The 12,377-nt window shown below is 69.8% G+C and carries 13 protein-coding genes; 10 read left to right on the top strand and 3 right to left on the bottom strand.

Going from position 1 to position 12,377, the window contains the following annotated elements; genetic code table 11:
• The 4 genes from A5752_RS25095 to A5752_RS25080 all read left to right on the top strand — a co-directional run.
• On the top strand, positions 1-547 hold a 547-nt coding region (locus tag A5752_RS25095; protein WP_197500729.1), incomplete at its 5' end, for an Rv3626c family coenzyme F420 biosynthesis-associated protein.
• Positions 526-1,512, top strand: a complete 987-nt coding sequence (tilS, locus tag A5752_RS25090) for a tRNA lysidine(34) synthetase TilS (protein ID WP_067091738.1) — start codon at positions 526-528, stop codon at positions 1,510-1,512. The genes A5752_RS25095 and tilS, both read left to right, overlap by 22 nt.
• Entirely contained in the window at positions 1,499-2,089 is a 591-nt protein-coding gene (gene hpt, locus A5752_RS25085; protein WP_067091736.1) for a hypoxanthine phosphoribosyltransferase, read from the top strand. The genes tilS and hpt overlap by 14 nt, the downstream gene beginning before the upstream one ends.
• Positions 2,090-2,108: 19 nt before the next feature.
• Positions 2,109-4,328 carry a molybdopterin-dependent oxidoreductase gene (locus A5752_RS25080; protein ID WP_067091734.1) on the top strand — a complete coding sequence of 740 codons (2,220 nt, stop codon included), beginning with the start codon at positions 2,109-2,111 and terminating at the stop codon, positions 4,326-4,328.
• 36 nt (positions 4,329-4,364) lie between these two features.
• Here A5752_RS25080 and A5752_RS25075 read toward each other — a convergent pair whose 3' ends face one another.
• From A5752_RS25075 to A5752_RS25065, 3 genes are read right to left on the bottom strand one after another with little or no spacing between them, the layout of a single operon-like run.
• Complete coding sequence (locus tag A5752_RS25075; RefSeq protein ID WP_067091732.1) at positions 4,365-5,114, bottom strand: SIMPL domain-containing protein; 750 nt, start codon at positions 5,112-5,114, stop codon at positions 4,365-4,367.
• Positions 5,115-5,130: 16 nt separating this feature from the next.
• A complete protein-coding gene (locus A5752_RS25070) occupies positions 5,131-6,150 on the bottom strand; it encodes a zinc-binding dehydrogenase (protein ID WP_067091730.1) in 1,020 nt (339 codons plus the stop codon).
• Entirely contained in the window at positions 6,151-7,113 is a 963-nt protein-coding gene (locus A5752_RS25065) for an alpha/beta fold hydrolase (RefSeq protein WP_067091728.1), read from the bottom strand. It abuts the gene before it with no gap.
• Positions 7,114-7,328: 215 nt separating this feature from the next.
• Here A5752_RS25065 and ftsH point away from each other — a divergent pair, with 215 nt between their 5' ends.
• The 6 genes from ftsH to A5752_RS25035 form a co-directional block, all read left to right on the top strand.
• Positions 7,329-9,635 (top strand): ATP-dependent zinc metalloprotease FtsH, encoded by a 2,307-nt coding sequence (gene ftsH / locus A5752_RS25060; protein WP_067091725.1) that lies wholly within the window; start codon positions 7,329-7,331, stop codon positions 9,633-9,635.
• 29 nt (positions 9,636-9,664) lie between these two features.
• A complete protein-coding gene (folE, locus tag A5752_RS25055; protein ID WP_067091723.1) occupies positions 9,665-10,273 on the top strand; it encodes a GTP cyclohydrolase I FolE in 609 nt (202 codons plus the stop codon).
• Positions 10,274-10,293: 20 nt separating this feature from the next.
• The gene (folP, locus tag A5752_RS25050) at positions 10,294-11,091 is read left to right on the top strand and encodes a dihydropteroate synthase (protein ID WP_067091742.1); all 798 of its coding nucleotides are present in this window, start codon (positions 10,294-10,296) and stop codon (positions 11,089-11,091) included.
• Complete coding sequence (gene folB, locus A5752_RS25045) at positions 11,084-11,461, top strand: dihydroneopterin aldolase (protein ID WP_067091721.1); 378 nt, start codon at positions 11,084-11,086, stop codon at positions 11,459-11,461. Before folP ends, folB begins: the two co-directional genes overlap by 8 nt.
• A complete protein-coding gene (gene folK / locus A5752_RS25040) occupies positions 11,458-11,970 on the top strand; it encodes a 2-amino-4-hydroxy-6-hydroxymethyldihydropteridine diphosphokinase (RefSeq protein ID WP_067091719.1) in 513 nt (170 codons plus the stop codon). The genes folB and folK overlap by 4 nt, the downstream gene beginning before the upstream one ends.
• Positions 11,970-12,377: DUF3180 domain-containing protein (locus tag A5752_RS25035; RefSeq protein WP_067091740.1), on the top strand; the 408-nt coding region annotated here is incomplete at its 3' end. The genes folK and A5752_RS25035, both read left to right, overlap by 1 nt.

Genomic DNA, 12,377 nt, shown 5'->3' with positions numbered 1-12,377 from the left:
CCGCGCGAACCCATGGCTGGCCGACCACATGTCGCGTGCCCTCGGCGTGCTCACCGAAGAAGGCTCCGACGACATCACCGAAATGGTGTCCCGGCTCGCCGAGTTCGTGCGCAGCCGCCGGAGCGAGACGAACGGCGTTGTCGCCGATGCCAACTCGAACGGCATGATCGGGCTGTTGCGTGCGGTGCAGTCCGAACCCCAACGCGAGGCCCTCGACCAACTGCTGGTGCTCGGCACGCTGCTGGAAGGTCACGCGGACCACGTGATGGACGCCGTCGGCCCGGCTGTGGTGCCGTCCGTGGCGACGATCCGCAAGCGGTTCGACGAGCGGCGGCAACGCAAACAGTCGCCGCTGCAACGCGTGGTGCGGATGCTTCTCGGCATCGACGCCAAGCTCAGCCAGTACACCCGCGGCAAGGCATTCGTCGACCACGTCGTGTCCACCGTGGGGATGAGCCGGTTCAACGCGGTGTGGACGAACACCGAAACGCTGCCCCTACCAACCGAAATCGACGAGCCGCAACGATGGATCGACAGGGTGCTGTAGCCGCACTCCGAGCGGCCGTCGCGGCGTTCGACCGCGACTTCGACGTCGGCGACCGCTGGTGCGTCGCGCTGTCCGGAGGCGCGGATTCGCTGGCGCTGACGGCGATTGCAGCGAGGATCAAACCGACCACCGCGCTCATCGTCGACCACCGACTGCAGCCCGACTCCGCCACCGTGACGCAAACCGCGCGACAGCAGGCGCTGTCGCTGGGATGTGTTGCAGCACAGGCAATCACCGTTGACATCGGGACGCAGGGCGGGCCCGAGGCCGCCGCGCGCACCGCGCGCTACCGCGCGCTGGACGGGGCGCGAGACGGCAGGCCGGTGCTGCTGGGGCACACGCTGGACGACCAGGCCGAGACGGTGTTGTTGGGGCTGGGCCGCGGGTCCGGGCCCCGGTCGATCGCGGGTATGCGGCCCTGGGACCCACCGTGGGGCCGGCCGCTGCTCGGTGTCCGGCGGGCGGTGACGCGCGCCGCCTGCGCCGAGCTCGGCCTCCCTCCGTGGCAGGACCCGCACAACTTCGACCGCAGGTTCACCCGGGTTCGACTCCGTGAAGAGGTCCTGCCGCTGCTCGAGGACGTTCTCGGCGGTGGGGTCGCCGAGGCGCTGGCCCGCACCGCAGGTGCGCTGCGCGCCGACACCGACACCCTCGACGAGCTGGCCGACCGCGCCCTGAGCGAGGTGCGCAGCGACGACGCACTCGACGGCGCGCAGGTGCTGCAGCTTCCAGAAGCACTGCGGCTGCGGGTGATTCGCCGCTGGCTGCTCGACGGCGGCGCCGCCGGGCTGACCGACAAGCAGATCCGCGCCGTCGATGCCCTCGTCACGGCGTGGCGGGGCCAGGGCGGTGTGGCGGTCGGGTCACCCCTGCGCGAGCGCCGGCTGATCGCGGGCCGCCGGGACGGCATGCTGACCCTGCACACGGAGCCGGTTCGAACCATGAAAAACTGTGCCCGTGCCTGAGCCATCCGCCGAGCTGTACACCGGCGACATCAAGTCGGTGCTGCTGTCGTCCGACGAGATCCAGGCCAAGATCGCCGAACTCGGCGCCCGCATCGCGGAGGAGTACCGCGACGCCGTTGCCGAGAACGGCCAAGATCTCCTGCTGGTGACCGTGCTCAAGGGCGCGGTCTTCTTCGTCACGGACCTGGCCCGCGCGATCCCGCTGCCGACACAGCTGGAGTTCATGGCGGTCAGCTCGTACGGTTCGTCGACGTCGTCGTCCGGCGTCGTCCGGATCCTCAAGGACCTCGACCGCGACATCAACGGCCGCGACGTGCTGATCGTCGAGGACATCGTCGACTCCGGGCTCACGCTGTCGTGGCTGCTGCGCAACCTCGCGACCCGCCATCCCCGCTCGCTGCGGGTGTGTGCGCTGCTCCGCAAACCCGACGCGGTGCGCGCCGATGTCGACATCGCCCACGTCGGATTCGACATCCCCAACGAGTTCGTCGTCGGGTACGGCCTGGATTACGCCGAGCGCTACCGCGACCTCAACTACATCGGCACCTTGGATCCGAAGGTGTACGAGCAGCACTGAACGGCGCAAGATGAGGGGCATGCGCGAAACAGCCCTTCGCATCTGTCCCCTGTGTGAGGCCACCTGCGGCCTGGTCCTGACCATCGACGACGGCCGCGTCACCGGCGCTCGCGGTGACCGCGACGACGTGTTCAGCCACGGCTTCATCTGCCCGAAGGGCGCCAGCTTCGCCGAACTCGATAACGACCCCGACCGGTTGGCTCGGCCGATGGTGCGGCGCGACGGCGTGCTGACCGAGACGAGCTGGGAGGAAGCGTTCGCCGCCCTCGCCGAGGGCCTCGGCGGTGTCATCGCCGAGCACGGCGGTGCGTCCGTCGGCGTCTACCTGGGCAACCCGAACGCCCACACCGTCGCGGGCGGGCTGTACACGCCGCTTGTCGTGAAGGCGCTCGGCACCCGGCAGGTGTATTCGGCCAGCACGCTGGACCAAATGCCCAAGCACGTCTCGCTGGGCCTGATGTTCGGCAGCCCGGTCGCGTTTACCGTCCCCGATCTCGACCGCACCGACTACCTCGTGGTGATCGGCGCCAATCCCCTTGTCTCCAACGGCAGCCTGGCGACCGCGGCCGACTTCCCCGGCAAGCTGCGCGCGCTGCGTAAGCGCGGCGGCCGGCTCGTGGTCATCGACCCCGCCCGCACCCGCACCGCCGAGATCGCCGACCGACATCTGGCCCCTCGGCCGGGCACCGACGCCGCGCTGCTCTTCGCGATCGTCCACGTGCTGTTCGACGAGGACCTCGCCGACCTCGAGCAGCTCGACGGGCACGTCGATGGTGTCGACGAGGTGCGTGCGCTCGCCGCCGACTTCTCGCCGGGGACCGTCGCCGCGTTTTGCGGGGTGCCCGCGGACGACATCCGCACGCTCGCCCGGGAACTGGCCGCTGCGCCGTCGGCCGCGGTGTACGGCCGCATCGGCACGTCCACCGTGGAGTTCGGCACGTTGGGCAGCTGGCTGGTCGACGTGGTCAACGTCCTCACCGGCAACCTGGACCGGCCGGGCGGCGCGATGTTCCCGCTCTCGCCGATCGCCCCCGCACCGCGTCCGCCCAAGCCGGGCCGCGGCTTTCTCACCGGCCGCTGGCACAGCCGCGTCTCGGGCTATCCCGAAGTGCTGTCGGAGTTTCCGGCCGCGGCGTTCGCGGAGGAGATCGACACGCCCGGCGACGGACAGATCAAGGCGGTGATCACGATCGCGGGCAATCCGGTGCTCTCGGCGCCCGACGGCGAACGCCTCGACAAGGCACTCGAGAGCGTCGCGTTCATGTGCAGCGTCGACCCGTATCTGAACGAGACCAGTCGGCATGCCGACGTGATCCTGCCGCCTCCTCCGCCGTCGCGCAGCGCGCACTTCGACATCGCGCTCAACGCACTCGCGGTGCGCAACAACGCGCGGTACTCACCGCCCGCGCTCCCGCCCGCCGATCGGCCGGACGAGGCCGAGATCCTCTCGCGCATCGCGCTGATCCTCTACGGCCTCGGCCCCGACGCCGACCCGATGCTGGTCGATGACCAGGTGATCGCCGCGACGCTGGCCAAGGAGACCGCCGACCCGGACTCGCCGGTCGCTGGGCGATCCGTCGACGAGCTGACCGCGATGCTGCCGCCGGGACCGGGTTATGAGCGGCGCCTGGACATGATGCTGCGGCTCGGCGCCTATGGCGATGCGTTCGGCGCCAAGCCGGACGGCCTCACGCTGGCCAAGCTCAAGGCCGTCCCACACGGCATAGACCTCGGGCCGCTGCAGCCGCGCCTGGGCGAGGTGCTGCGGACGCCGTCGGGCCGGATCGAGCTCGCGCCGCCTCAGTTGACCGCCGATGTCGCACGGCTGCGCGATGCGCTCGGGACGCGCCCCGACGGGTTCGTGCTCATCGGGCGACGGCACCTGCGGTCCAACAACAGCTGGATGCACAACCTGCCAGCGCTCTCGGGCGGGTCGAACCAGTGCACGCTGCGGATCCACCCCGACGACGCGGCCGAGCTCGGCCTGACCGACACGGCGGTCGTCAAGGGTCCCGGCGGCGAGCTGCTCGCGCCCATCGAGATCACCCCCGACATGCGACGGGGCGTGGTGTCGCTGCCGCACGGCTGGGGCCACGACCGCGACGGCACGGGCCAGCGGGTCGCCGCCGGCGCTCCCGGCGTTAACGTCAACCAGCTCAACGACGGAAACCACCTCGACCCGCTGTCGGGTACCGCGGTGCTCAACGGGATTCCCGTCGACATCGCTCCCGCCGGCTGAGCCGGCAAATCAACGGATGCGGGCTAGCCCGACACGCTAGGTCAGCTCGTAGACCACGGTCACGTTGAAGCCGACGGCCTGCTGGCCCGGCTCGAAAGGCACCGCTGCCATCTCCGCGGCGGGGCCGCGCGGGCTGGGATAGGGCGTCGGCGGGTTGGACGCCGGCACCTCGGATATCGAGATCACCTTGCCGAGGTCGAGTTCGGCCAGCAGCGCGTACTGTTCGGCGCGGCTCTTGGCGTCGTTGAAGGCGCGGGCGCGCGCCTCGCGCACCAACTGCGAGTCGTCCTCGATGGCGAGCGTGACGTTGTTGATCCGGGTGGCGTTGCCGCCCCGGCTGGCGATGATCCCGAACACCTGCGGCGCCGTGTTCAGCTCGCGCACCTTGATGTCGATCGTGTTCGTCGCCCGGTAGCCGTTGACGGTCGAGCTGTCGCTGCCTGCGTACTGCGGCTGCACGCTCACCTGGGAGGTGTTGATGTCCTTGCGGTCGACGCCCGAGTCGACGAGTGCATCGATGACACCGCGCTGCAACTGGCTCGTCTGGTTGAGTGCGCCTGCGGCGTCGGCGGAGACGACCTCCATCGCCGCTTCGATGGTCAGCATGTCGGGGGTGCCGAGCACCTCGCCGGAGCCGACGACCGTGACCTGACGCGCTGCGCCGTCGTCGTTGTTGGTCAGGGCGGGGGCGGCCTTCGCGTCACAACCCGACAGGAGCGCGATGAGGCCCACCGCCGCGGCCGCGAGGATTCGGGAGGGCGTCTTCGCCCGGGCAGCGATTGGCATGGCTGGCACCCTACCGTCAGGGCGTCACCACGATCTTGCAGTGCGCGTCGGGGTCGGCGAGTTCGTCGAACGCGGCGGCCACGCCGTCGAGGCCCACCTCACCGGTGATCAGCGGTGAGACGTCGATGAGCCCGTCGGCGATGGCGCGCAACGACTCCGCGAATTCGTTGTGGTCATAGGAGTTGACGAACTGCACGCTGATCTCCTTGGCGATACCGAACAGCGGCATGACGGTGTCGGGCTGCATGCAGACCCCGGCCACCACCAGGCGGCTGCCCAGCGGCGCCCGCCGCATCGCGTCGTTGATGATGCCGGGCACTCCGACGGCCTCGAAGACCACCGCGGGCGTCGTTCTGTCGAAGGGCGAGCCCTGCGCAGGGTCCAGCGTCACGTGGGCGCCCATCGTCGCGGCGAGTTCACGGCGTCGCACCGAAAAGTCCGCCGCCGCAACGTCTTCGACGCCCTTCAGTCGCAGCGCGGCGATGATCGCGATACCGATCGGGCCACAGCCGATCACCAGGGCGGACTCGCCGGGCGCGATGCCGGACTTGTTGACCGCGTGCAGCCCGACGGCCATCGGTTCGGTGAGCGCGGCGTGGCGGGGGTCGACGCCCTCGGGCACCCTCAGCAGCAAGGGCACCGACAGCAGCATCCGCTCGGCGTAGCCGCCCAGCACCGTGTTGCTGGACATGATCGGCTCGAAACCCTTGGGCGACAACAAGACCGGCAACGAAGTCACGAGCGTTCCCGGCGGTGGCGCGTCGGTGCCGGGGCCGGCCTCGAGGACCTCCGCGCTGAACTCGTGGCCCATGAACACGTCGTCGCCGACGTCGACGGGCAACCCGCCCTGCACCGGCATCCCGGTGATCTCGCGGGTGAGCCGCACCATCTCGGCGCCGTGCTTGGCGAAATGCAGGTCCGAGCCGCAGATGCCGCAGGCGTTGACCGAGACCAGCACCTGCCCCTCCTGCGGGACGGGTTCGGGGACGTCGTCGCGGACCACCATCCGCCCGTCGCGCAGTACGGCGGCGCGCATTCACCACTCCAATCGGGTCAGGAACTCCAGCAGCGCGGCGTTGACCTCGGCGGGCCGTTCCTGAGGCAGCCAGTGCCCGCCGTCGATCATCACCTCGCGGTAGTCGCCGGCGACCACCTCGCGGGCGCGGTCCCGTCGGGCGAAGGCCTGGGTCGGATCCTCGGTGGCGCCGATGAACAACGCGGGTACGCCGATGGTCGTCGCCGGGGTGTTCGCCGTCAGTTCCCAGTTGCGGTCGAAGCACCGGTACCAGTTGAGCGCGGGAGTGAAGCCCGTGCGGGTGAACTCCTCGACGTAGTGGTCGAGTTCGCCCTCGCTGATCCAGTCGGGCAGGCCGTCGGGATCGGGGATACGGGACAGGAGCCCGGCCGGTCCCTGCGCGGTCATCCGGTCGCCGACGAGTCCGCCCTTCGACGAGGCCGTCGACGCGAGCAGCTTGCGGATCGACGTGGCGGGGTCTCGGTTGAGCTCGGCGTCGGCCGGACCCACCTGCTGGAAGTAGAGGATGTAGAAGAAGTTGTCGCCGAAGATGCGTCGGAACGCCTGCGTCGTGGGCACACGGGACCGCGGCACCGGCGGCGTGCACACGCCGGCGACACCCGCGAACCTGTCCGGATGCAACAGGGGGGCTGCCCAGGCCACCACGCCGCCGAAGTCGTGGCCGACGATGACCGCGCGGTCCGCGCCCGCGTCGTCGATGAGTCCGACAATGTCGGCGCTCAACTCGACGACGGTGTAGGCGTCGACATCGTCCGGAGCCGACGAGCGGCCGTATCCGCGCTGGTCAGGCGCCAGCACGTGGTAGCCGGCCTCGGCCAGCGCCGGCATCTGATGGCGCCAGGAGAACCCGAGTTCGGGGAAGCCGTGGGCCAGCACCACCAGGGGCGCACCGGGTTCGCCGGCCTCCAGGACCCGCAGACGGACTCCGTCGGTGTCGATGAACCGCTCGGAGGAGGTCAGCACGCCCTCATCTTCGACGCCGACAGTGCCGTTGTGAACACGAATCGCCGGATGACGTGCGCTCGGCGGAGAACCGTCGGGAACCTTGGTTCGTTGGTCTAGCGGTAGCCTGAACTATTCCAACTGTGAGCATGTTGGATGCGGCGCCAATGGCAGATGTGGTCGCGGACGGCCGGGAACAACGGCCGGCCACGCGGCCGAACGACGACGGATAGTTGATGAATCGGAAAAACGTCATCCGCACGCTGACCGTGATCGCGGTCGTGCTGTTGCTGGGTTGGTCCTTCTACTACTTCAGCGATGACACCCGCGGCTACAAACCGGTCGACACTTCGGTGGCGATCGCGCAGATCAAGGACGACAACGTCAAGAGCGCGCAGATCGACGACCGCGAACAGCAGCTGCGCCTCGAGCTCAAGAACGGCAACAGCGACACCGAGAACAGCGACAAGATCATCACGAAGTACCCGACCGGGTACGGCGCCACGCTGTTCGACTCGCTGCAGGCCAAGGGTGCGACCACGAACACCGTGGTCAACCAGGGCAGCATGCTCGGTTCGCTGCTGATCTACCTGCTGCCGCTGTTGCTGCTGGTCGGCCTGTTCGTGATGTTCTCGCGCATGCAGACCGGCGGCCGGATGGGCTTCGGCTTCGGCAAGTCGCGGGCCAAGCAGCTGACCAAGGACATGCCGAAGACCACCTTCGCCGACGTCGCCGGAGTCGACGAGGCCGTCGAAGAGCTATACGAGATCAAGGATTTCCTGCAGAACCCCTCGCGGTACCAGGCGCTCGGCGCCAAGATCCCCAAGGGCGTGCTGCTGTTCGGCCCGCCCGGCACCGGTAAGACGCTGCTGGCGCGCGCCGTCGCCGGCGAGGCCGGGGTGCCGTTCTTCACGATCTCGGGCTCCGACTTCGTCGAGATGTTCGTCGGCGTCGGCGCCTCCCGCGTGCGCGACCTGTTCGAGCAGGCCAAGCAGAACAGCCCGTGCATCATCTTCGTCGACGAGATCGACGCCGTCGGCCGTCAACGCGGCGCCGGCCTCGGCGGGGGCCACGACGAACGCGAGCAGACGCTCAACCAGCTGCTCGTCGAGATGGACGGCTTCGGCGACCGCCAGGGCGTCATCCTGATCGCCGCGACCAACCGGCCCGACATCCTCGACCCGGCGTTGCTGCGTCCCGGCCGCTTCGACCGCCAGATCCCGGTCTCCAACCCCGATCTGGCCGGCCGCCGCGCCGTGCTCAAGGTGCACTCGGCGGGCAAGCCGATCGCTCCCGACGCCGACCTCGACGGCCTGGCCAAGCGCACGGTCGGCATGTCCGGAGCCGACCTGGCCAACGTCATCAACGAGGCCGCGCTGCTGACCGCCCGCGAGAACGGCACCGTGATCACCGGCCCGGCCCTGGAAGAGGCCGTCGACCGCGTCGTCGGCGGGCCGCGCCGCAAGAGCCGCATCATCAGCGAGCACGAGAAGAAGATCACCGCCTACCACGAGGGCGGTCACACGCTCGCGGCGTGGGCGATGCCGGACATCGATCCGATCTACAAGGTGACGATCCTGGCCCGCGGCCGCACCGGCGGCCACGCGATGGCCGTCCCCGAGGACGACAAGGGCCTGATGACCCGCTCGGAGATGATCGCGCGGCTGGTGTTCGCGATGGGCGGACGCGCGGCCGAGGAGCTGGTGTTCCGCGAGCCGACCACCGGCGCAGTCTCCGACATCGAGCAGGCCACCAAGATCGCGCGGGCGATGGTCACCGAGTACGGCATGAGCTCCAAGCTCGGCGCGGTGCGCTACGGCACCGAGCACGGCGACCCGTTCCTCGGCCGCACCATGGGCACCCAGGCCGATTACAGCCACGAGGTCGCCCGCGACATCGACGACGAGATCCGCAAGCTCATCGAAGCAGCCCACACCGAGGCGTGGGAGATCCTGACCGAGTACCGCGACGTGCTCGACACCCTCGCAGGCGAGCTGCTGGAGAAGGAGACGCTGCACCGCCGCGAGCTCGAGGAGATCTTCGGCGACGTGAAGAAGCGGCCGCGGCTGACCATGTTCGACGACTTCGGCGGTCGCGTACCGTCCGACAAACCGCCGATCAAGACGCCCGGCGAGCTGGCGATAGAGCGCGGCGAGGAATGGCCGAAGCCGGTGCCCGAGCCCGCGTTCAAGGCCGCGATCGCGGCGGCCACCAAGGCCGCCGAGGCCAAGCTGGCCGAGAGCGGCGCCAACGGCACGAACGGCAGCGGCAACGGATCGTCGGGTGCCGCACCGACGCAACCGGACTACGGCGCCCCCGCCGGATGGCACGCTCCGGGCTGGCCACCGCCCCCGCAGCATCAGCAGCAGCAGCCGGTCCAGCAGCCGCAGGGTTACTGGTATCCGCCGCCACACCAGGGGTGGCAACAGCCCGCGCCCTATCCGCAGTATCAGCCGTACCCACAGCAGGGGCCGCCGCAGCAGGGCGCGCCGCCCCCACCGAACGAGGACCAGGGTCAGGACAACAGCCGGCGCAACGGCTGACAGGCCGGCCGGGCTCACAGGAGGCTCCATTGGCGCAGTCGCAGCACAACTCTGTCACCTTCACCCCTGCGACCTTCGACCAGCAACGCGCTGAGGCGGCGGTCCGCGAACTCCTGCTCGCGGTGGGCGAGGACCCCGACCGGCACGGCCTTGAGTCGACCCCGGCGCGGGTGGCGCGCGCCTACAAGGAGTTGTTCGCGGGGCTCTACATCGACCCGGATTCGGTGCTGGACACCACCTTTGACGAGCAGCACGACGAGCTGGTGCTGGTCAAGCAGATCCCGATGTACTCGACCTGCGAACATCACCTCGTCTCGTTTCACGGCGTCGCGCACGTCGGTTACATCCCCGGCCAGGACGGCCGCGTCACCGGGCTGTCCAAGATCGCGAGGCTGGTCGACCTCTACGCCAAGCGACCGCAGGTGCAGGAGCGGCTCACCGGGCAGATCGCCGACGCGATGATGCGCAAACTCGATCCTCGGGGGGTCATCGTCGTGGTCGAGGCCGAGCACCTGTGCATGGCGATGCGCGGGGTACGAAAGCCCGGCGCGGTGACGACCACGTCGGCCGTGCGCGGGCAGTTCAAGGTCGACGCGGCATCGAGGGCCGAGGCGCTGGACCTGATCCTGCGCAAGTGAACTCGACACGGGTGCGCGTCATGGGGGTCGTGAACGTCACCGACGACTCCTTCTCCGACGGAGGGCTCTTCCTCGAGCACGACCGCGCCGTTGAGCACGGACTCGAATTGGCCGCCGAGGGCGCCGCGATCGTCGACGTCGGCGGTGAGTCCACCCGCCCCGGCGCGACCCGCATCGACCCGCAGATCGAGAGTTCGCGGGTGTGTCCCGTCATCAGAGAGCTTGCCGCCCAGGGCATCACGGTCAGCATCGACACCATGCACGCCGAGGTCGCGCGGGCGGCGCTGGAGAACGGCGCCCAGATCGTCAACGACGTCTCCGGCGGGCGCGCCGACCCGGACATGGCGCCGTTGCTCGCCGACGCGAAAGTGCCCTGGGTGCTGATGCATTGGCGGTCGGTCGGCGCCGACAAGCCCCACGCGGTGCCCGCGTACCGCAACGTCGTCGAGGAGGTCCGCAGCGAGCTGCTCGTGAGCGTGGACGCCGCCGTGGCTGCCGGCGTCGACGCCAGCATGCTCGTCATCGATCCCGGGCTGGGCTTCGCCAAGACGGGCGAGCACAACTGGGCTCTGCTTCGGGCGCTTCCCGAGTTCGTCGCCACGGGCATCCCGGTGTTGGTCGGGGCGTCGCGCAAACGTTTTCTCGGGACGCTGCTCGCCGACGCCGACGGACAACCGCGGCCGCCGGACGGAAGGGAGACCGCGACGGCGGTGATCTCGGTGTTGGCCGGCATGCACGGCGCATGGGGTGTACGGGTGCACGACGTGCGCGCCTCGGTCGACGCGCTCAAGGTGTTGGAGGCCTGGACGCATGACTGATCGAATCGAGCTGCGCGGCTTGAAGGTTCGAGGGCATCACGGTGTCTACGAACACGAGCGTCGCGACGGTCAGGACTTCATCGTCGACATCACGGTGTGGATCGATCTCGCGGCAGCGGCGGCGAGTGACGACCTCGCCGACACGCTGGACTACGGTGCGCTGGCGCAACGGGCGGCCGATATCGTCGCGGGCCCGCCACGGGACCTGATCGAGACGGTGGCCGGTGAGATCGCCGACGATGTGATGGCCGACGAGCGCGTGCACGCCGTCGAGGTCGTCGTGCACAAACCGTCGGCGCCGATCCCGCTGGCCTTCTCCGACGTCGGGGTGGTGGCGCGGCGTTCACGACGCGGGCGGGGCAGCCCTTGACGACCGCGGTCCTGTCCATCGGGTCGAACCTCGGCGACCGGCTGGCCATGCTGCGCGTGGTCGTCGACGGTCTCGGCGCGGCGCTGCATGCGGCGTCGCCGGTCTACGAGACCGCGCCGTGGGGCGGCGTCGAGCAGGGGGCGTTCCTCAACGCGGTTCTCGTCGCGGACGATCCCGGACTCGACGCGCACGGTTGGCTGCGGCGGGCCCACGAGTTCGAGCGAGCCGCCGAGCGGGTGCGTGCTCAGCGGTGGGGCCCGCGCACGCTGGACGTCGACATCGTCACCTGCCGCGACTGCGGCCGCGACCTGATCTCGCATGACCCGGACATGACCCTGCCGCATCCGCGGGCGCATCAGCGCGCGTTCGTGCTGGTGCCGTGGCTGGCCGTCGAGCCGGACGCGGTACTGCCGGTCGGCGGGGACACCCGGCGGGTCGACGCGCTGCTCGCGGACCTCGAGCCCGCAGAACGCGACGGCGTCCACCGCACCGAGTTGGTGTTGCGCTGATGGGACCGACCAGGACGCGCGACCTCGTGGCCGCGGCCGTGCTCACCGCGGTGGTGGGCTATTTGCTCGTTCTCGTGCTGTACAGATGGTTCCCGCCGATCACGACGTGGACGGGCGTATCGCTGCTGGGTGTCGCGATCGCTGAAGCGGGGTGGGCGTTCCACGTCCGCGCCAAGATCAACGACGGCGAGATCGGCGTGGGATCCGGCCGGCTCAACCCCATCGCGGTGGCCAGGTCCGTGGTGATCGCCAAGGCTTCGGCATGGGTGGGCGCGCTGGTGTTCGGTTGGTGGGCGGCCGTGCTCGTCTACCTTCTGCCGCGTCGCTCGACACTGCGGGTCGCCGCCGAGGACACCGCGGGCGTAGCCGTCGCCGCGGGCTGCGCGCTGGCTCTGCTCGTTGCTGCG

Origin of the sequence: Mycobacterium sp. 852002-51961_SCH5331710 (genome assembly GCF_001665535.1) — a bacterium.
Taxonomy (GTDB): Bacteria; Actinomycetota; Actinomycetes; order Mycobacteriales; family Mycobacteriaceae; genus Mycobacterium.
The sequence above is the reverse complement of the archived record's forward strand: the minus strand, read 5'-3'. Positions and strand labels throughout refer to the sequence as shown.

What these genes read in the sequence shown, in the direction of transcription:
- tilS (WP_067091738.1), top strand. Translation starts at nt 526, where the DNA reads ATGGATCGACAGGGTGCTGTAGCCGCACTCCGAGCGGCCGTCGCGGCG.
- A5752_RS25080 (WP_067091734.1), top strand. Translation starts at nt 2,109, where the DNA reads ATGCGCGAAACAGCCCTTCGCATCTGTCCCCTGTGTGAGGCCACCTGC.
- A5752_RS25075 (WP_067091732.1), bottom strand. Translation starts at nt 5,114, where the DNA reads ATGCCAATCGCTGCCCGGGCGAAGACGCCCTCCCGAATCCTCGCGGCC.
- A5752_RS25070 (WP_067091730.1), bottom strand. Translation starts at nt 6,150, where the DNA reads ATGCGCGCCGCCGTACTGCGCGACGGGCGGATGGTGGTCCGCGACGAC.
- ftsH (WP_067091725.1), top strand. Translation starts at nt 7,329, where the DNA reads ATGAATCGGAAAAACGTCATCCGCACGCTGACCGTGATCGCGGTCGTG.
- folP (WP_067091742.1), top strand. Translation starts at nt 10,294, where the DNA reads ATGGGGGTCGTGAACGTCACCGACGACTCCTTCTCCGACGGAGGGCTC.
- folB (WP_067091721.1), top strand. Translation starts at nt 11,084, where the DNA reads ATGACTGATCGAATCGAGCTGCGCGGCTTGAAGGTTCGAGGGCATCAC.